Raw genomic sequence first — 20,682 nt, 5'->3', positions numbered from 1 at the left:
GCTTAATCTTTGTTTAAATCTTTATTTAAGTCTTTATACTTTTCTCTACATTTTTCTAACTGTTCCTTGTTAGCTTCCCTCGTATTAACCTCCTTATTATAGCTTTCAAGAAGTGATTGAATATTTCTTATCTCCGATAAAAACTCACCGTAAATTTTATAGTAGTTATTTTCTTTTTTTGTACTATCAATACTTTGTCTTATCTCAACCCTAGTATTGGTAATAATCTTTTGCATTTGCCTATACTCCCCTATATTTCTTCGTTTATTTTTTAAGCTGTATAAATTTTTAAAAAGTTCTTCCATTTTAAAATTTAACATTGCTTGCTTTTTAAAAACTTCATTATAGTGAGATTGTTTACTTTCAATTAAAACAACTCCTTTTTCTGCAATAATTAAAGTGACATATAAACAGAAAAATACAACTACTGCTGTTAAAGAGAATGACGCAAAAAATTTAAGAATTTGTTTTTTTCTTTCTTTGTGATTTAAAGCCTTCATAAGGAATTTGTATTAATCAATTATACTCCAAGTACTATTTTTACCTCTATTTCTATTGAACTGTGAACCTGATTCTTCGTTAATTACGATATTATCTTTTCTTTGTCCTATATACTCTAGTTCACTCATCTTTTTAAACACACGCTCTAACATAGCTACAAACCTATTTAACACATCAAAAGTTTCTGCTATTTCTATATGATTATACTTAACATTTACAGCATCTACTATAGCATCTAGAAAGTCTGAAGGTTTAATATCTGTCCATTGATAGTAGTACTGTAATAATTGTTCTTTTTCTTTATCGTCCATAATACTTAGACAAATAGAAAGTTTATTTGCTAACACAACTAACCTATCTACTAAATACATAGGAGATCTACTTACCGAAATGTTCTCTAAGTTAAAGATGTTGTCACTATAATACTCTTGTAGTTTTGCACAGATAGAAAAAGTATTAGCTACTAATTTGTTACTGCTTTTTTGCCCATTATTCTTTTTAAATATTTTGATAGAATAGTTTTTAGACTTAATAAGAACCTGTAACAACCCTTTACTAAAACCTTCTAATCTTTCATTTGAAGACAAATTAACTACTGGAGGTACATATCCTTCGTCTATTGAAAACAATCCATTAATCCACAAAACTTTTCCTACAACTAAAAAGTGTTCTTTTAAAAAACTTGTATTAATTTTTGAAACAGGAAGTGTATGTAGCTCTAATTTTGGTAAAACATTAGGGTGGTGTAGTGGTACAACCTCAGGATCTGGAACACCTACTGGTAAATACTCGAAGGGTGATAAAGATAGAATTATATAAAACTCTTCGCTTTCTGTTTTATCAAAATCAGATGTTTTTAAAGTTACATAAGGTGAGTTTCCTCCATACAAATCACGATGATACATGATTCTATACCCTTTTTCTGTAATTGCATTACATGACTTAAGTTTTATTACTAAAGAATTATCCCCATCACTTAAAACATCTAATTGTAGGTTATCAAAATCAGCTCCTCCTTCTATTAAACCATACTCATAATTTTTAAGAGAAACAGAGTTATAATCTTTTATAGTTTCAATTGTATTGTTATAATTTTTAAAAAAATGCTCAGCAGATATTTTTACTCCGTCAGTCCAATTTATTGGTAAATAATTCATTTTATTATTTTTCTTATTCATCATCAATAGTATTTAATGCAGTTCTTCTTATGTATATAGTTTGTTTATTTCTAATTCTATTAAATTTTCCATCTTTTTCAGCATCTAAAACTTTTGTAAACAAAGGGAAGTTGAACCACTTATTGGTATAAAATATCCAACCAATAGGTTCTCCGTCTAAATAGGTGTCAATCATTCTATCAGGGAATCTAAAATTTTGATCTTCAATAAAACGGTTAAACCACATACCTACTGATACTTCCATTGGTAACTTTACCGAAAAAGAACTATAGTTTTTATCATCAGGATTTCTTTTAATTTTTACTGTAACTTGTATTAGTTTAAAAACATCTACATTATCCCAATACATGTCAGTAGCTCCATTGTCTGAAACATTCCAAGCTTTATAAAATGGCTTTGATATGTTTAAGAAGTAGCCTAAAGACATCGTGTATAACAAGGGTAATACAAACCAAATTATTGACAACATAGCCCAAAGTGCATAAGGGAGGTTACTTATTTTTTCGAAGATCAAATAATACAACCACGCAGAAAGTACCATTACTATAAAAGCAAAAAATAGTGTATGAAATTTATTATCTAAACCTATAGACTTATAAAACTTCGTGTTTTGAAAAAGCATAAAAAACACACCCACAAAAAGATAACATAAAACCGTAAGAATTAGTCCCAACCATACAAACTCATATTTTAACAGGCTTATAAAAACTGGTGCTATTAAAATAAGAGTAAGTAACAAAACTAAAACAATTGCCTTTTTTATGTTAAAGGATTTTTTAGCTTTTACTATATTATTTAACACCATTAAAGATATAATGGCTATTAAAGGTGCTAAAAGAAATTTTAAAAAATATACTATTATTATGTTCATAACTTTTTCTTTTCTTATTTAGTTAAATATGAGTCATACCCTAGAAATCTTTCTGCCAAAACAAAAGATTGATCAGAGTTTGTCTGATAAGTAATATGGATTTTTCTTGAGGAGATTAGAAAGAAGCTCAGAACTTCTTTTATTTGTAAAACACTTTTTTCTAAAATCTTAAAGTTTTCAACTTCTTTTTCTAACACTACTACTACCTTTACATCATCTATCTCGCTATAGAGTTTTCCGCTTAAACCTAAATTAACTCCTAAAACGGCATCTCCTAAACTTAAAAAAGGAGATTCATTAATAACGCAAGGCACATAGCTTAGTTTTACTTTTAAGCCTAAAACTACTTGTATTAATTTTTCTAACTCTACTAAGTTTTCCTTAAAAAACTCTGACTTACATAAATTAAGAAATAGTTTATACAAAGATTGATCAGAAATTTGCAAATCAGATCCTATAATTTCTTTGAAAATGTTTAGTAGGTTTTGTTTTGATTTTTTATCTGAGAAAAAGTTCAAACTTCTATTATTAATCCTAACTCTTTCTTTAAAAATTTCTGTATCAAAAAGGGTAAAGAAGTTAATATCTCCTTTTTCTTTTTCTCTATTCCTACGAATGGTATCAACCACTTCTTTTTTGTTATCAGAATTAACCCCTAAAGAGAGAGGATAGAACAAAATTTCTGGCAGTTGATGATATATACTGTTTCTACTTAAGTTGACAACTAAGTTTTCTTCAAAACCAGTATCTTTAGCTATAAAGTTTGAATCGACAGATAAAACATCTTTAGACTGAGCTCTACTATTCATACCATGATTTCTCACAATTAGTGTCTCAGAAACATTTTTATCTAGTAAAAACTCTAATTCTTCTACAAAAACTTCTCCAATAAAGTTAGATGCCATATTACGAACAAGATCGTCAACAACAACATCATTTTCTTTTACACTAGCTCCCATACAAGATTATTGTTTTTATAATCTAACAATACATGGTCTCCTTTATTTACCTGTTCAGAAACTATCATTTTAGATATTACCTTTTTAACATACGTTCTTACAACTCCAGCAATAGGTCTAGCACCATACTTTTGAGAAAAACCTTTTTTTGATAAAAACTCTAAAGCTTCATCAGAGATGTCTAATACTATTTGTTTTTGTTGTTCTAGCTGCTTTCTAAGCTTATTAAAATGTATTCCTAAAATATCTTGTGCTACTTTTTGATTAATTGGAGCGAATGGAACTACCTCTGTTAACCTTCCTAAAAATTCGGGTCTAAAGTGTTGTGCCATTACCTCTATTAACTCATTTGAAGTAGGAATTTTCCCTTCTGTTATTTGTTCAGCAATCCACTGACTACCGATGTTAGATGTAAAAATGACAATAGCATTAGAGAAATCTCCTTCTCTACCTAGTTTATCATGAATCACACCCTCATCCATTAATTGAAGAAAAACATCATATACAGAACTGTGAGCCTTTTCAATTTCATCAAATAAAACTACTGAATATGGACGCTGTCTTATTTTAGTTACTAACATCCCTCCTTCTTCATAACCAACATATCCTGGAGGCGCTCCATAAAGCAATGCTGCAGAATGTTCTTCTTTAAATTCAGACATATCAAAACGAATCATCGCCGTTTCATCGTCAAATAATAACTCAGCTAATGATTTGGTCAATTCAGTTTTCCCTGTTCCTGTAGGGCCTAAAAAGAAGAAAGAACCAATTGGTTGCTTAGGGTTACTAAGTCCACTTCTCGACTCTATAATAGCATCTGATAATGTTTGAATAGCATTCGATTGACCTTTAACTCGCTCTTTTAATCTTTTATCTATATTGAGAAGACGTTCTTTTTCTTCTGTCTGAATTTTACCTAAAGGAATACCTGTTATTTCTGACACAACAGCTTCTATATCTATTTCACTTACAACATCTATAGATGTCTTAGCTAGCTCTTTTAGCATAGATAAGAATTCATCAACCTTAGATATTTCTTCCTGTAAATCTGGATTATCAGATACTAAATTAAATGACTTGGTTACTTTTGAAGTTTGAATAACACTAACTTTTCTGTATATGGTATTATAGATCAATTGCAAATCAGAAAAATCAAATTTATCCGAGTCTTTAACTTCATTAAATTCTTTTTCTATTTTTCTAACTTCTCCTAATACCGTAGCATTACTCATCTTAACAGCTGCTACAGTTTTATCTATTAAATCTATTGCTCCATAGGGTAATTTTTTTTCTTTAAAATACCTTTTTGAAAGATGTATAGATTCCTCAATTGCTCTATCTGAAATTTTAATATCAAAATGTAGTTCTAGCCTTTTTTTGTGTCTATGCAAACATTTTAACATCTCTAAACCACCCAACTCTTCTAGCTTCAATATTTCTAATTTGCCATCTATAGGATGTCTTTCAAGATTTTTTCTGTATGAATCTGAATTAATAGTAAAAATCATATTAATTCGTCCTTCACTTAATTGAGCGTTTAAAATATTTACAATGGCATTAGTTTTTCCTGAAGAGTTTTCAAGTAATACATGAAGATCATCCACCACTAATATGGAAGGAGCATCAATAGACTCTAACTTCTCAAATAATTCTGATATTTTCTTGTTTACATCATTTTCAGAACTTGCTCCTGCTAATAGTTTTGGAACATTGAGTTTAAATACCAAATGACTTTTTAAATACTCATCTGTACTATTACTTAACTCTCTTACAAAGTAATTTATAGTTGCTGTTTTTCCTATTCCAGAATCTCCAACTAGAATAACACCTTTACTTTCTGACCTTTCAAAATTTTCTAAGATTAATCGTACTTCTTTTTCTCTACCTAAGATTAAGTTTCCTTTTTGAATTACCTCTTGTGTTTGAAGATCTTCAATATATGAACTTATTGCCGAAATATTTTCTTTTGCATTTGATTCTAAAAAAGTAGGAGTATTTGCATTGTAGTGTTTTAAAATATCTTGTTCGGTTATTCCTAAAGTTTCTATTTGTTGGCCAGAATATACAACACCTTCTCTTACTACTGCTGTAAAAATGCATAAAGCATCAATATTTTCTGTTCCTAATTTTATTTTTGAACGTTCAGACTCTTCAAAAACTTTAGCTACTTCGCTATCTGGATTTACATCACCTGAAGCTTGTAGAGGCGTAGACTTATACATTTCTTTCATTACCTCAAACCACTCAAGGACATAGCTAGCATCTTTACCCATACCATCAATAATCTCCTCTAAACCAGTAGGCTCGTTAATTAGTGATGTTATTAAATGGCTAACGCCATAGGTACTTTGATTTTCTCTGTAAGCAATACTTTTAGCTCTTTTTATGCTTGATAAAGCACTTGAACTGTAATCTTTTTCTATCATTTTTAAATAAAAAATACTTTATAAGTTATATTTGATATAGATCTCTTTTCCAGTTCCTTCTCAAGATAATAACTGAAAAGGGTTTGTTTTTCTTTAGAGATTAACTCTTTTTTTGTTTTAATATATATATCAGTGGTTCTTATCAAACCTTTTTTCTTTTCTTTTGAAATCGCTACACCGTCTTTTATCGAAATTTCTTCAACAAAGCGCCCTATTTTACTATTTACAAAGCTTTTTACATCTTCTCTTGTTACAATTCTTTCTCTTGTAAGCAGCCCATAACGTAAACCGTTTATTTTGTCATGTTCTTCCTTTCTAATATAACCTCCTATTGTATCTGTTTTTAACTTTATCTTACTGTCGATAAACTTACCTGTTCTATATTGATTAAAGGTGTAACTTGTGTTAATTCCATTAGCCTGACTAGCATTTGTTAACCAATATTGAAACTCGTAATTAAAAGCTTCTTTATGCGGATAGGTCAATAAAAAAGTTTTATCATTAGTTGCATTAACCTCTCCAAATTCTAAATGAATTTTCTTATCAATTTCATCTAGTTTTTCATGCAAGTCATCTAAGTAAGCTTGTATAATATCATAACCTATTGAAGAAAAAGCACTTCCTTCTTCTCTTACTGTTTGTGAGGTTTTACTCAACATCATTTTAGCACTTCTAGTATCAAACCTTCCTATATCTCCAAAATACAACGAGTAACCACCTTCAAGGCTTTCTGTAGAGTTTCCTATAACATTAGCATAACTATTTCCTTTATCATCATTTAAACTTTCAATATTTAAAAAATAGTCTACACCTTCACTAAGCACAGATAAAATCCTACCATTTTTTCTAAAATTATGCTGTTTGTACTCTAATTTTCTATTAACTACCGGAAAAGTATTTAAACTCACATCTATTCCTTGCAGTTTATCTTTAGAAAAAACCTCTGGAAGCTTTACTTTAAACCACAACAATTTCTCATTTAAATCTTCTGGTTCAACGAAAAAATCGTCCTGTTCACCAAACAACTCTGTAATTGTTTTTTTTGACTTACAAGATTCATTTAAACTTAACGTATAAAAACAATCTTCATAAAACGAAACAACATCATCAAAATAATGAACTTCACTATTCTTGTTTATTAACTCTTCCTTATCTAGAAGCATTTCATTACCATCCACATCATAAACCTTCATCGTTTTTAAAAAAGGTAAGAGTGAACTATCTTTTAAAATAAAACAAAGGGATAAGTTGTTTGTTTCCTCTAACAATTCATTTGAAATCTCTACTCCAAACCAAAGTTCATAATCTTTAATTTTATTCTCCTGAGATAAATAAAGAGCATCTTCTATATTTCCAAATTGATTTTCACTTATTTGCAATTTATCATCATATCCTAAATATTTAACAGAGGCATTTATGAGTTGTTTTGCGATAATGGGTGTAAAGAAGACATCTAATTTTTCTTCTCCAAATCTTCTTTTTGAGCAATAAAAATGATCTGAAACATAAAGCTGTGTAGTATCATCTTCTGGTTGTGCTTTTAGCAAAGCATGCGAAGGTGAGGGTAAAGACCATTTATTACTTACTAATATCCTAGATAATCTATCAAGCAGTTCTTTATCTGAAACATCTACCTGTTGATGTAATTTTGATATTTCATAAGCAAAAGTATGTAGTAATAAATCTAAAATAGGGTCGACACTTCTTTTGTCTTTAATTCCCCATAACTCCATCGAACGCAAAAGCATTCGATTTTTAATTTTCATAAAGTATTCGTCTCTCATTGCGTTTTTTTCTTTTTATTGAGATAAAGGGCTGATGTAAAAAAGTGTAGCGAAATTAAATGGAGCTTCGGTTTCAATAATTGTCCCGAAAACTTTTATCTCTGCTTTTCTTCTTACATGAACATCAGTAGTCTCAGCATCATCATCTATTTCAGACAACCTTACACTAACTCTAATATCCTTAAGCCTAGGTTCATATTCAATAAAGGCGTAATATAAAGAATCTTTAACTTTTTCTTCCCATTTATTGATTTTAACCAACTGATTAAACTCTAAGTCCCAAATATCGGAACCATAATTGGGTCTTCCAAAAACTTCGCCCTGTTTTGAAGTAGCAATTATCATGAGGTGCTGGGCTATGGATTCTTCAAGTGTACACCCCAATCTATTATTTTCTTTATTTCTTTTTGTTATACTGGAAAAGTCTAGGGGGATCTTCAAATAATTCATTTTTCCTTAATTTTTTTCTGTAAAAATAATTTTTTTTATCAATTATTTAATAGATTCGTAGCAGAATAAAAAAAATTATTATGGCAATGTACAATTACGGAATTGGAGGTAATGAAGTTAAAGTTGATGCTAATGAATCAATCGCAAACATTTCTTCCAACAAAACCCTATTAATCCAAAAACTTACCGACGAAGCTCCAGCAACCCCCGAAGCTACTTATGGTTTAGACACTATCGAAGCTGTATTTGAAAAGTTTTCACCTTCAGTAAAACTTGAACACACCGATGAAAATGGTGCTGACGTTAAAGAATCTTTAAACTTCAATAATTTAAGTGATTTTAACGTTGAGAACATTAAAGCTAACAGTTCTTTTCTAAATAAACTTGATATAGAAAAGGATCAGTACTTAAGAATTTCAAGACAATTATCTTCTAACAGAGCACTAATGAAAGCTCTTAGCAACCCCGAAACTAAAGATACATTTATTAAGATTTTAGAAGAATCTATTAAAGAAATCGATCAAGCTGAACAATAAAAACAAAAAACATAATTAGCTATGTCTACAAAAGTAAAAACGCAACAGTCGGAAGAAGTAAAACAACAGTCCCCTAGTCAAGAAGTAGCTAACGCTATTGACGGTATTAAAGAATATGGAGGTTTCTCTTTTATTGAGAATATTGTTGATGGATACTCAAACTTAAACCCAAAAAGAAAAGCTAGAAAAAGTCTATTTTTAAACGACGAGCAATGGAAAGGAGAAAGAAAAAACTTAAAAAACAGACTTTCTGTTTGGTTAGAAATTCTAAAAAGTAGCGAAAACATAGAATCGATGTGTGATTCTGCAAAAGAAAAAGCTACTAACATCGAAGGAGTTTTAAACTACAACTTAAAGAAAACCTTAGAAAAGACTAAGGAATTAGAAACCTCATACAGATCTGTAGCTTTATTCTACAAAAACACAGAGAAAGATAAGGTTAAAAACATTACAATCTTAAATGCCGATTTAAGTCAATTAAAAGATTTAGAAAACCCTCTTTTTATAGACTATGTATCAAATGAACTTAAACAAAATTTTGATAGATTAGATTTAAAAGACAACTACTCTATATTAGTAGTACCTGGTTATCTTGGTTCTAACGTAGTGTTAGATAAATGGTCTAAAATAGCATACGAAAACAAAGCTGTTTTATTAACCGATTTCCAAGACTTAGAAACCCCAGATGACATTATCGACATGTTCTCTAACGCTAATCACTCAGGAGGAGAAGTTCATAAGTCAAATACTTTAATGACCTGTAACTGGCTTTTAGGAAGAAAAAAAGAAGACGCTGTTGGTGAAGAGGACAATTTATACGTTCCACCATCTTCTGCTTTAGCTGGTAAAATATACCACACTTTAATGTCACAAGTAGTAGCAGGTAAAAAGTTTGGTGGTATTAACGAAGTAGAAAGTGTAAGATTCGACCTTAAGAAAAGTGAAATTTCTGAAATTGAAAAAATGGGATTAGTTCCTATGGTAAACGAATATAGTAAAGTAATGGCTTTCTCAGCTAAAACTTTATTTAACGGAGACAACTTAGGGCTACAAACCTACTCTGTTGTAAGAGTATTTGATCATATAACAAAAGTATTATTTGATTTCTTAAACAGACGTGCATTTGAGAATTGGAGTTCAAGAACTGAAGCTGATTTACGTCGTCAAATAGTTAAGTTTTTAGATGATATCCAAGGACCAACTAAATTAATCGAACGTTTTAAGGTTATAAAAATAGAACAGGATCAAAACCAAAAAGACCGTGTTTTATTAGACATTCATATCACTCCTTATTTCCCTGCTAAAAGTTTTGTTATCCAATTAGACGGACACAAAGGAGATGGACCTGAAGATGCTGTATGGCACAGTGAATACGTTCAACAGTAATTCAACTTTAAAATACATTCATTTTCTTTTATAGAAAAGAACAGAAAAAGCAAAAGTTTAAAACTTTTGCTTTTTTTTATTTAAAGAGCATAAAACAATATTGCTACCCTCTCTACTACTCTCTTTAACAGAACACTGCTCAACAAAAGTTATCTTTTTCATAAAAATTTCTTAAAACACTCTATAATAAGCTACAAAAAGTGAAATTCAGTTTTTTATCACAATACATACAACTATTTTTGTAAGCTTTAAACTTTCTTTACAAATAAGATAAAAAACATTTTTATGAATTTACAAGAACTAAAAAATAATATAGATACCATAATCAGCAACAAAACTTCAAAAGAAGAAAAGCTACAACAAATTTGTGATTATTTAGCTTCAGAAATCTCTTATTACGATTGGGTTGGTTTCTATTTTAAAAATGGAGACAAAGAAGAATTAAAATTAGCACAATTCAATGGTGAACCTACAGATCATACAATTATTCCTTTTGGAAAGGGTATTTGTGGTCAAGTAGCTGTTAGCAATGAAAACTTTGTAGTACAAGACGTTAGCAAACAAGACAATTATATTTCTTGTGGATGGAAAGTGAAATCTGAGATTGTTATTCCTATTTTTGTCAACAATGAAAACGTAGGGCAAATTGATATTGATTCTCATACAGTTAACCCATTTACCCAAAATGATGAGGTTTTATTAGAGTACATTTGTAAAAAAGTAGCTGATTTTATATAATTTTTACATAATCGCTTGATTATTAAGTTTTTTTTTATTTTATTTGATCTCTGATTTTTTTAACAACCCCATTAATCCCCTTAAATATGAGCAGTAGAGAACATCCTTCTTATGCAGCATTAGGCAGTGCTAATGCTCGTTCAGAATCTCAACAATCTTTAGTAGAAAAATTCACTATCTGGTTTCGCAATTTTTTAGAAACTGCAGAGTAGTTTTTCTTTTACAATTTTGTTGTTGAAAAAACACCACCAAAATCATTTTATTTTTGGTGGTGTTTTCAATCTTAAAAACTTAAAAAATTATTGTGTAACGCCTACTGTTTTACTAGCTTTGCAAGCTTAACAACACAACAATAATGAACAATACAAAAACTATTAAATCAGCATTAATTTCCGTTTTCCATAAGGACGGATTAGAGCCTATTGTTAAAAAACTTAACGAACTAGGCGTTACTATTTACTCTACAGGAGGTACAGAAAAGTTTATCAAAGACTTAGGGATTGATGTAGTACCAGTAGAAGATGTTACTTCGTATCCTTCTATTTTAGGAGGAAGAGTAAAAACTTTACACCCTAAAGTTTTTGGAGGAATTTTAAACAGACAAGATCACGAAGGTGATATTGCCGAGATGGAAGAATACAATATACCTCAATTAGATTTAGTAATTGTAGATTTATATCCTTTTGAAAAAACAGTAGCTTCTGGAGCTTCTGAACAAGATATTATTGAAAAAATTGATATTGGTGGTATTTCACTAATTCGTGCCGCAGCAAAAAACTTTAAAGACACTGTAATTGTCTCTTCAATGGAACAATACGAAGATTTCTTAACTATTATTTCAGATAACAACGGAGAAACTTCGTTGAACGATAGAAAAAAGTTTGCTGCTAAAGCTTTTAACATCTCTTCACATTACGACACTGCTATTTTCAATTATTTCAATGAAGATGAAGTTGTATATAAAGCTAGCGAAACTACCTCTAAAGTATTACGTTATGGAGAGAATCCTCATCAAAAAGGTTTTTTCTTTGGCGATTTAGATGCTATGTTTGATAAACTACATGGAAAAGAATTAAGCTACAATAACTTATTAGATGTTGATGCTGCTGTTAATTTAATAGAAGAATTTAAAGGTGAAGATCCAACATTTGCTATTTTAAAGCATAACAACGCTTGTGGTTTTGCTCAAAGAAAAACTATTCACCAAGCCTATGTAGATGCATTAGCTGGCGACCCTGTTTCTGCTTTTGGTGGTATATTAATTTCTAACACTACTATTGATAAAGCTACTGCTGAAGAAATTCATAAATTATTCTGTGAAGTGGTTATTGCTCCTGCTTATGATGCAGACGCATTAGAAGTTTTAAAAGGTAAGAAGAATAGAGTAATTTTAATTCAAAAAGAAGTTGAATTACCTAAACAAACAGTAAGAACAGCCTTAAACGGAGTATTAGTTCAAGATAAAGATTATATTACAGACAAATTAGATGATTTATCATACCCTACTAACAATAAACCTTCAGAAAGTGAGTTAGAGGACTTGTTATTTGCATCTAAATTGTGTAAAAACACTAAGTCTAACACTATTATTTTAGTAAAAGACAAACAATTATTGGCTGGGGGAACAGGTCAAACAAGTAGAGTTGATGCTTTAAGACAAGCCATTGAAAAGGCTAATAGCTTTAACTTTGACTTAAATGGAGCTGTTATGGCTAGTGATGCTTTTTTCCCTTTTCCTGACTGTGTAGAAATAGCAGATAAAGCAGGTATAAAAAGTGTAATTCAACCAGGGGGGTCTATTAAAGACCAATTAAGTATTGATTATTGTAACGATAATAATGTAGCTATGGTTTTTACTGGAACTAGACATTTTAAACATTAATTATATTGAGTGTAAAATACCCACAGATTTTTATTAGATTTGTGAGAATACATTAAAATTAAATATAAATAACGAAATCTTTATGGGTTTTTTCGATTTCATGACAGAAGATATTGCAGTTGATTTAGGTACTGCAAATACACTTATTATCCACAATGGTAAGGTGGTTATTGATAACCCCTCTATTGTTGCTAGAAACAGGCTTACTGGTAAAATTATTGCCACAGGGCATGAAGCTAGTAGGATGCAAGGAAAAACCCACGAAAACATCAAGACCATACGTCCTTTAAAAGACGGTGTAATTGCTGACTTTCAAGCTTCTGAAGAAATGATTAAGGAATTTGTAAAACAAATTCCTGCAATAAAGAAAAGATTATTTCCGCCATCATTACGAATGGTGATTTGTATTCCTTCAGGAATTACTGAGGTTGAAAAACGAGCGGTTATCGACTCTGGCCGTCATATGAATGCTAAAGAAATCTACTTGATTTATGAACCAATGGCTGCAGCTATTGGTGTGGGTGTTGATATTATGGAGCCTAAAGGAAATATGATTATTGATATAGGTGGTGGTACTACCGAAATTGCTGTTATAGCACTAGCAGGCATTGTTTGTGATCAATCAGTAAAAGTTGCAGGAGATTTATTTACCAGCGACATTATGTATTACATGCGTACTCAGCACAATTTACATGTTGGAGAAACCACTGCTGAAAGAATAAAGTTGCAAATAGGTTCTGCTACAGAAGATTTAGACAATCCACCTGAAGATATGATGGTGCAAGGACGTGATTTACTAAGTGGGAAACCTAAACAAATACAAGTTTCTTATCGTGAAATTGCAAAAGCACTAGATAAATCAATTTTACGTATTGAAGATGCCGTAATGGAGACTCTATCTAAAACGCCTCCTGAATTAGCTGCCGATATTTACAATACAGGTATTTATTTAGCTGGGGGTGGTTCAATGCTAAGAGGTTTAGATAAACGTTTATCTAGAAAAACAGATTTACCAGTATATGTTGCTGAAGATCCGTTACGTGCTGTAGTTCGTGGAACAGGTATTGCGCTTAAAAATTTAGAAAAATACAAAACTGTATTAATCAAATAAATTTGAATGATTATTTATGCAACAGCTTATTTATTTCTTACAGAAGTATAAGTATTTCTTATTTTTTCTATTCTTAGAAGTTATAGCTGTTGCATTAATCATTAACAACCATTCTTTTCATAAAAGTAAGTTTATTAGTTCTACCAATTTTATTACAGGCGGACTATATCAAAAATCATCAAACATAACGGAGTATCTTGGCTTAAAAGAAAGAAACTCTATACTTGTTGAAGAAAACTTAGCCTTAAAAAATAAACTAGAAAAAATCACTACTTATCTTGATAGTATTTCAGCAAATCAGATAAAAGACGCTACACAACTCAGTCAAAATTTTAATTACATTTCTGGAAAAATAATTAAAAACTCTTTTCATAAAGCTGATAACTTTTTAACAATCAACAGAGGTAAAAGTTATAATGTTTCTAAAGAGATGGGAATAATTAACAGTAAGGGACTTATTGGTATTACTGATAATGTATCAAATAAATACGCAAGAGTACAATCTATTTTAAATTCAAAAAGCAATATCAACGCTAAATTTAAAAATAACAATCATTATGGTACGCTAACTTGGGATGGAAAGGACTATAATATTGTACAATTAACCGATATTCCACGTCAAGCTACTTTTAAAGTAGGTGATACTGTAGTTACTGGAGGTAGGTCGACTATTTTTCCTAGCGGAATACCTATTGGAACTGTCGTAAAAGTACCTGAAGAGCTATCTGCAGTTAATAGCATAAATATTAAACTCTTTAACGATATGTCTAACTTAGGTCACGTTTATATCATAACAAATCTTAATAAAGAAGAAATAAAAACTGTAGAAAATAATAATGAATAAAACACTATACTTAATATTTTTATTCGTTTTCCTCTTGTTGCTACAAGTATTGGTTCTAAATAATATTTTATTTTTAGGTTATGTAAATCCTTATGTTTACATCGTTTTTATTTTCTTATACCCTATTAAAGAGAATAGATTTTCTCTTTTGCTAGTTGCTTTTTTATTGGGTCTATGTGTAGATGCTTTTTCCAACTCTGGTGGAATTCATGCTTTTTCTACTGTTTTTATGGCTTACATACGTTTATTCGTTTTTAAAGCTGTTTTTAAAAAAACATCTTCAGATTACCTACTTTTTAACCTAAGACATGAATCTTTTGATAAAGTATTTAATTATACAGCAATTTTAACATTAACTCATCACTTCATTTTATTTAGTTTAACTAACTTTAGTTTTTATAATATTTCAAATGTGCTTATCAATACACTATTTTCTAGTGTTTTTACGTTACTGTTATATTTTTTAGGAAGTTTTATATTTAGGAAAAAACTAACATGAAACGAAGTTTCTTACTTATATTTTTAATTACTCTAATTGGAATTGTTTACATCTCGCGATTATTTCAATTACAAATAATACATGGTGGTGAACAAAGTCTTAGACACAGTGCTACAATAAAAATTGAATACGACTACCCTGAGCGTGGTTATATATATGACCGTAATGGAAAATTATTGGTTGCAAACCAATTATCCTACGATGTAATGATTATTCCAAAAGAAGTAGAACCTCTAGATACTTTAGAATTTTGCTCTCTTTTAAAAATTGATAAGGAAGATTTTAAAAAACGTTTTAAAAAAGCAGAAAATTATGCACGTTGGCTTCCTTCTGTATTTTTAAAGCAATTAGCTAAAGAGGATTATGCTTTTCTACAAGAGAAGTTACCTAAGTACAAAGGTTTTTATATACAAAAACGTATTATTAGAAACTACCCTGTAAAATCTGCAGCTAACGTATTAGGCTTTATTAGTGAGGTTAACGAATATGTAGCTAAAAATAGTGATTACTACGAACAAGGAGAATTAATAGGCAAACTTGGTGTAGAAAAACAGTATGAAAGAGAACTAAGAGGCGTTAAAGGAAAAAAATACTTTAAAAGAAATAATTTAAATAAGGTTACTGGCCCCTATAAAAATGGAAAGTATGACACTCTTGCTGTATCAGGTAAAGACCTAACATTAACTATTGATAGTGAATTGCAAGAATATGGAGAATTATTAATGTCTGGTAAAAGAGGAGGAATTGTTGCTATTGAACCTCAAACGGGTGAGATTTTAGCATTGGTTACCGCTCCTTCATATGATCCAAATTTATTGGTTGGAAGAAAACGCTCTCCTAACTCTGTAAGGCTTTTTAATGATAGTATTAATATGCCAACTTTTGACAGAGGCTTACAAGCAATGTATGCTCCTGGTTCACCTTTCAAAATCCTCACTGGTTTAATTGGTTTACAAGAAGGAGTTATTGATCAAAACACTGGTTTTTACTGTCAACACGGATATCGTTATGGTAAACGCCCCAACGCTTTCATGGGATGTCACTGTGGAATTGTTGGACGACCTGTCCGTTTAAAAACAGCCATTGCTAAATCTTGTAATACATATTTCGCTAACACTTATAGAAGAATTATAGACAATTACGAAAACCCAACTATAGGAACTGATGCTTGGAGTGAACATGCAAAAAGCTTTGGTTTAGGTAATTATTTAGGGTATGATCTTCCTTCTGGTCAAAAGGGAAGAATCCCAAATGGAAGTTTTTATGACAGAAGTTATAACTTTAGATGGGGTGCTACTACAACTATTTCAAACGCTATTGGTCAAGGTGAAGTAGAGACAACACCTATTCAGTTGGCAAATATGACAGCTGCTATTGCTAATAAAGGTTATTTTTACACTCCTCATATTGTTAAGAAAATTGAAGACAAACCTAAGCTTGACTCAATATATGTAACCCGAAGAAATACAACAGTTTCTCCTGAACATTTTCCTATTGCAATTGAGGCGATGTATGAAACATTCACTAGAGGTACAGCTAGGTATAGTCAAGTTAAAGGAATAGACATTTGTGGAAAAACAGGAACAGTTGAAAACTTTATTAGAGTAAATAAGAAGAAAGTCCAGTTAACAGACCACTCTATTTTTATAGCTTTTGCTCCGAAAGATGACCCTAAAATAGCCATAGCTATTTTTGTAGAAAACGGAGGTTTTGGTTCAACCATTGCTGCCCCTATTACTAGTTTATTGATTGAAAAGTATTTAAACAAGTCAATCTCTAGAAAATATCTTGAAGATCGCATGATTAACCTAAGCCTTCAAGAAAGATATGATAATCAATTATTAATTCAAAAAGGCGATACTATTGCGACAGGAACGAAATAATATTTTTGCAGGAATTGATTGGCTACTTGTTTTACTCTACGTAATATTAGTTGGTTTTGGATGGATAAATATCTATGCAGCTTCTTCTACGGAAGAGTCAAGAGAAATTTTTGACTTCTCAACAAAATATGGCAAACAATTAATTTTTATAGGACTTAGTATACCGGTTATCATCTTCATCCTTTTCTTTAATTCGAAGTTTTACGAACAATTTTCCAGTGTTATGTACATTTTTTCTCTGGTTTTATTAGCTGGAGTACTAGTATTTGGTAAAAAAATTAATGGAGCAACCTCATGGTATAACTTTGGCGGAATAGGACTACAACCTTCTGAATTTGCAAAAGCTTTTACTGCTCTAGCTTTAGCAAAATTAATGAGTGACCGGCAATACAACCTTAAACTAATAAAAAACCAAGCAAAAGCTTTTATAGTCATCTTTTTACCTGCATTTTTTATTGCCTTACAGCCAGATATGGGATCTGTACTAATATATTTCGCTTTCTTTTTTGTTTTAAACAGAGAAGGACTTACGTTAGCATATATTTTATTCGGAACAATCTCTATCATTCTATTCTTATTAACCGTTTATTTTGGAGCTAAATGGGTTCTTATTTCATGTTTACTTATAATAACCCTTATTGTTTTTTATGGTGTATACAGAGACAAACGATTTTTTCGCTTTAACGTTATAAAAATAATTGGCTCCTATCTTTTTTCTATTTTCTTTATTTTAGGAATTAGTTACACCTATAATAATATATTAGGTCAACATCAAAAAGACAGGTTTGATATTTTATTAGGAAAGATACAAGACAATAAAGGTATTGGCTACAATTCTTATCAATCTGAAAAGACCATTAGTTCAGGTGGTTTTTCTGGAAAAGGTTTTTTACAAGGAGATAGAACACAAGGAAACTTTGTTCCTGAGCAACACACAGATTATATATATAGTACTGTAGGTGAAGAATGGGGATTTTTAGGTAGTTCTTTTGTTATAATTTTATTTATGATCTTGCTCTATAGAATTATTTATTTATCAGAAACACAAACAAATAAATTTGCAAGAATATATGGTTACAGCGTAGCCTCTATTTTCTTTTTTCACATTATTGTTAATATTGGTATGGTTATAGGCCTACTACCTACAGTAGGAATACCACTACCTTTTTTCAGTTATGGAGGTTCTTCTTTATGGGGGTTTACCTTGCTTCTATTCATTTTCATTCGTTTAGATGCCCATAAAAAGTACGATTGGTAAAGCAACTACTATACTTTATAATTTCCAGAAAAAGAACACAACTAACTGTAGTAACACTTACTTATATATAACACACTACAAGTTAAAAAGTTAAAATAACCACACTTATTAGAGAGACCTGTAAATAAGGAGATATTAAATAAGCTCTAATTTTTAAACGAAGTATTTTTAAAATAAAAAAAAACGCTTCGATAAAATACCGAAGCGTTTAACTATTAACTAACCTTAAAACTCTTATAAAGCTGCAACGTGTTTAGCCAATTTAGACTTTAAATTTGCTGCTTTATTCTTATGAATAATGTTGTTCTTTGCTAATTTATCTAACATAGATACAACAGTCGAAAACATTCCTTCTGCTTCCTTCTTATCTTCTGTAGCTCTTAATTTTCTTACAGCATTACGTGTTGTTTTATGCTGATATTTATTTCTTAAGCGCTTTGCTTCGTTACTTCTAATTCTCTTTAATGCTGACTTATGATTTGCCATTGTACTTATGCGTTAATTGTTTATAAAAAACTTGTAGTCCGTACGGGAATCGAACCCGTGTTACCAGGATGAAAACCTGGCGTCCTAACCCCTAGACGAACGGACCAAAACAATCGTTCTGATTGCGGGTGCAAATATACAATTCTTTTTGTTATTTGCAATTAAATTTATTTTTTTCTTTGTTTATTTTTTTCTTCAAAACAATGAAAAAGAACTTGTAGTCCGTACGGGAATCGAACCCGTGTTACCAGGATGAAAACCTGGCGTCCTAACCCCTAGACGAACGGACCAAAACAATCTTTTTTGCGATTGCGGGTGCAAATATAAAAACTGTTTTTTATTGCACAAAGCTTTTTTTTATTTTTTTAATAAGCTTTTGCAAAAAGTACTCTTTTTGTTGATGGTTTTCCTGTTAAAACACATACTCCATCCTCTTCTTTTGCATCATTAGGGATACATCTTATTGTAGCTTTTGTTAGCTCTTTTATCTTATCTTCGGTTTCAATTGTACCATCCCAATGTGCTGACACAAATCCTCCTTTATTTTCTATTACTTCTTTAAACTCTTCAAAAGAATTTACTTCTGTAATATGATCGTTTCTGTAAGTTAATGCTCTATTATATAAATTCTCTTGAATTTCTTCTAACAAGTCAGCCACAATACCTACTACCTCATCTCTAGATACGGTTTGTTTTTCAAAAGTATCACGACGCGCAACTTCTACTGTACCATTTTCCAAATCACGTTTTCCCATTGCAATTCTTACTGGCACACCTTTTAACTCATACTCAGCAAACTTAGCTCCTGGTCTAAAAGTATCTCTATCATCAAACTTTACAGAAATTCCTTTAGCTCGTAATTCTTTTACAATTACATCTACTTTTTCAGAAATAGCATTTAATTGTTCTTCTCCTTTATATATAGGTACAATTACAACTTGAATTGGCGCCAATTTTGGAGGTAATACTAAACCAGCATCATCTGAGTGTGTCATTATCAACCCTCCTATTAAACGTGTTGAGACTCCCCAAGAAGTTGCCCATACATATTCTTGTTTTCCTTCTTTAGAGGTATACTTAACATCAAAAGCTTTCGCAAAATTCTGTCCTAAGAAGTGTGAAGTTCCAGCCTGTAAAGCTTTACCGTCTTGCATTAATGCTTCTATTGTTAAAGTATCATCTGCACCAGCAAAACGTTCACTTTCACTTTTAGCTCCTTTAACAACTGGCATTGCCATAAACTCTTCAGCAAAAGTTGCATATACTTCTTGCATTTGCTTTGCTTCAGCTATTGCTTCTGCCTTTGTTGCATGTGCAGTATGACCTTCTTGCCATAAAAACTCTGCAGTACGTAAAAACAAACGTGTACGCATTTCCCATCTTACAACATTTGCCCATTGGTTTACTAACAATGGTAAATCTCTATGCGATTGAATCCATCCTTTATAAGTATTCCAAATAATTGCTTCAGAAGTAGGACGAACAACTAACTCTTCCTCTAACTTAGCTTCTGGGTCTACACGTAACTTACCTTCATTATCTGGGTCATTTTGTAATCGGTAATGTGTAACTACAGCACATTCTTTTGCAAAACCTTCGGCATTTTTTTCTTCTGCTTCAAACAAACTTTTAGGCACAAAAAGGGGGAAATAAGCATTTTGATGTCCTGTTTCTTTAAACATTCTATCTAATTCTTTTTGCATGTTCTCCCAAATTGCAAATCCGTATGGTTTAATTACCATACAGCCTCTTACTGCTGAATTTTCAGCTAAATCGGCTTTTACAATCAATTCGTTATACCATTTCGAGTAATCTTCGGCTCTTTTTGTTAAATGTTTGCTCATAATCAAAAGTTTGGCATAAATATTGTTATTTTTTATGCGTAAATTG

19 protein-coding genes and 2 tRNA genes are annotated in these 20,682 nt (G+C 30.8%); 10 read left to right on the top strand and 11 right to left on the bottom strand.

What is annotated here, in order from left to right:
- Nucleotides 1-2: 2 nt before the first annotated feature.
- Genes tssO through VBY68_RS15615 form a run of 7 tightly spaced genes read right to left on the bottom strand, consistent with a single transcriptional unit; the run spans nt 3 to nt 8,169 of the window.
- Complete coding sequence (tssO, locus tag VBY68_RS15645; protein ID WP_099215497.1) at nt 3-500, bottom strand: type VI secretion system TssO; 498 nt, start codon at nt 498-500, stop codon at nt 3-5.
- A 12-nt stretch (nt 501-512) separates the two neighbouring features.
- Entirely contained in the window at nt 513-1,682 is a 1,170-nt protein-coding gene (locus tag VBY68_RS15640; protein WP_124590598.1) for a hypothetical protein, read from the bottom strand.
- Nucleotides 1,672-2,550 carry a TssN family type VI secretion system protein gene (locus VBY68_RS15635; protein ID WP_099276749.1) on the bottom strand — a complete coding sequence of 293 codons (879 nt, stop codon included), beginning with the start codon at nt 2,548-2,550 and terminating at the stop codon, nt 1,672-1,674. The genes VBY68_RS15640 and VBY68_RS15635 overlap by 11 nt, the downstream gene beginning before the upstream one ends.
- A gap of 14 nt (nt 2,551-2,564) precedes the next feature.
- Complete coding sequence (locus VBY68_RS15630; RefSeq protein ID WP_415270249.1) at nt 2,565-3,509, bottom strand: hypothetical protein; 945 nt, start codon at nt 3,507-3,509, stop codon at nt 2,565-2,567.
- Complete coding sequence (locus VBY68_RS15625; RefSeq protein WP_124590592.1) at nt 3,494-5,935, bottom strand: AAA family ATPase; 2,442 nt, start codon at nt 5,933-5,935, stop codon at nt 3,494-3,496. The genes VBY68_RS15630 and VBY68_RS15625 overlap by 16 nt, the downstream gene beginning before the upstream one ends.
- Nucleotides 5,936-5,937: 2 nt before the next feature.
- Complete coding sequence (locus VBY68_RS15620) at nt 5,938-7,719, bottom strand: type VI secretion system baseplate subunit TssF (RefSeq protein WP_124590590.1); 1,782 nt, start codon at nt 7,717-7,719, stop codon at nt 5,938-5,940.
- 15 nt (nt 7,720-7,734) lie between these two features.
- Nucleotides 7,735-8,169: a GPW/gp25 family protein gene (locus VBY68_RS15615; protein ID WP_099215503.1), complete on the bottom strand. Its 435-nt coding sequence runs from the start codon at nt 8,167-8,169 to the stop codon at nt 7,735-7,737.
- Between the two features lie 80 nt (nt 8,170-8,249).
- Here VBY68_RS15615 and VBY68_RS15610 point away from each other — a divergent pair, with 80 nt between their 5' ends.
- The 10 genes from VBY68_RS15610 to rodA all read left to right on the top strand — a co-directional run bounded on the left by VBY68_RS15610 (nt 8,250) and on the right by rodA (nt 18,306).
- A complete protein-coding gene (locus VBY68_RS15610) occupies nt 8,250-8,705 on the top strand; it encodes a hypothetical protein (protein ID WP_099215504.1) in 456 nt (151 codons plus the stop codon).
- A 21-nt stretch (nt 8,706-8,726) separates the two neighbouring features.
- Nucleotides 8,727-10,091, top strand: a complete 1,365-nt coding sequence (locus VBY68_RS15605; protein WP_099215505.1) for a DUF5458 family protein — start codon at nt 8,727-8,729, stop codon at nt 10,089-10,091.
- 285 nt (nt 10,092-10,376) lie between these two features.
- Complete coding sequence (locus VBY68_RS15600) at nt 10,377-10,829, top strand: GAF domain-containing protein (RefSeq protein ID WP_415270248.1); 453 nt, start codon at nt 10,377-10,379, stop codon at nt 10,827-10,829.
- Nucleotides 10,830-10,915: 86 nt separating this feature from the next.
- On the top strand, nt 10,916-11,041 hold the full coding sequence (locus tag VBY68_RS15595; RefSeq protein ID WP_255406694.1) for a hypothetical protein: 126 nt from the start codon (nt 10,916-10,918) through the stop codon (nt 11,039-11,041).
- 143 nt (nt 11,042-11,184) lie between these two features.
- Nucleotides 11,185-12,711 (top strand): bifunctional phosphoribosylaminoimidazolecarboxamide formyltransferase/IMP cyclohydrolase, encoded by a 1,527-nt coding sequence (purH, locus tag VBY68_RS15590; RefSeq protein ID WP_099215507.1) that lies wholly within the window; start codon nt 11,185-11,187, stop codon nt 12,709-12,711.
- Nucleotides 12,712-12,793: 82 nt separating this feature from the next.
- Nucleotides 12,794-13,822, top strand: a complete 1,029-nt coding sequence (locus VBY68_RS15585) for a rod shape-determining protein (RefSeq protein ID WP_099215508.1) — start codon at nt 12,794-12,796, stop codon at nt 13,820-13,822.
- Between the two features lie 16 nt (nt 13,823-13,838).
- Nucleotides 13,839-14,666, top strand: a complete 828-nt coding sequence (gene mreC / locus VBY68_RS15580; protein ID WP_415270247.1) for a rod shape-determining protein MreC — start codon at nt 13,839-13,841, stop codon at nt 14,664-14,666.
- Entirely contained in the window at nt 14,659-15,165 is a 507-nt protein-coding gene (gene mreD / locus VBY68_RS15575) for a rod shape-determining protein MreD (protein ID WP_121147717.1), read from the top strand. The genes mreC and mreD overlap by 8 nt, the downstream gene beginning before the upstream one ends.
- Nucleotides 15,162-17,048, top strand: coding sequence for a penicillin-binding protein 2 (gene mrdA, locus VBY68_RS15570; RefSeq protein ID WP_273693930.1), 1,887 nt, complete (start codon nt 15,162-15,164; stop codon nt 17,046-17,048). Before mreD ends, mrdA begins: the two co-directional genes overlap by 4 nt.
- On the top strand, nt 17,029-18,306 hold the full coding sequence (rodA, locus tag VBY68_RS15565) for a rod shape-determining protein RodA (protein ID WP_121147722.1): 1,278 nt from the start codon (nt 17,029-17,031) through the stop codon (nt 18,304-18,306). Before mrdA ends, rodA begins: the two co-directional genes overlap by 20 nt.
- A 234-nt stretch (nt 18,307-18,540) precedes the next feature.
- Here rodA and rpsT read toward each other — a convergent pair whose 3' ends face one another.
- The 4 genes from rpsT to proS all read right to left on the bottom strand — a co-directional run bounded on the left by rpsT (nt 18,541) and on the right by proS (nt 20,636).
- Nucleotides 18,541-18,792, bottom strand: coding sequence for a 30S ribosomal protein S20 (rpsT, locus tag VBY68_RS15560; protein WP_028891217.1), 252 nt, complete (start codon nt 18,790-18,792; stop codon nt 18,541-18,543).
- Between the two features lie 34 nt (nt 18,793-18,826).
- Nucleotides 18,827-18,898: transfer RNA gene (locus tag VBY68_RS15555), tRNA-Glu, on the bottom strand.
- A 112-nt stretch (nt 18,899-19,010) separates the two neighbouring features.
- Nucleotides 19,011-19,082, bottom strand: a tRNA-Glu gene (locus VBY68_RS15550).
- A gap of 75 nt (nt 19,083-19,157) precedes the next feature.
- Entirely contained in the window at nt 19,158-20,636 is a 1,479-nt protein-coding gene (proS, locus tag VBY68_RS15545; RefSeq protein ID WP_099215513.1) for a proline--tRNA ligase, read from the bottom strand.
- Nucleotides 20,637-20,682 lie beyond the last annotated feature (46 nt).

Source organism: Tenacibaculum ascidiaceicola (assembly GCF_047470925.1).
GTDB classification, from domain to species: domain Bacteria; phylum Bacteroidota; class Bacteroidia; order Flavobacteriales; family Flavobacteriaceae; genus Polaribacter; species Polaribacter discolor.
Note: the sequence above shows the minus strand (reverse complement) of the source record. Positions and strands in the feature narration are given on the sequence as shown.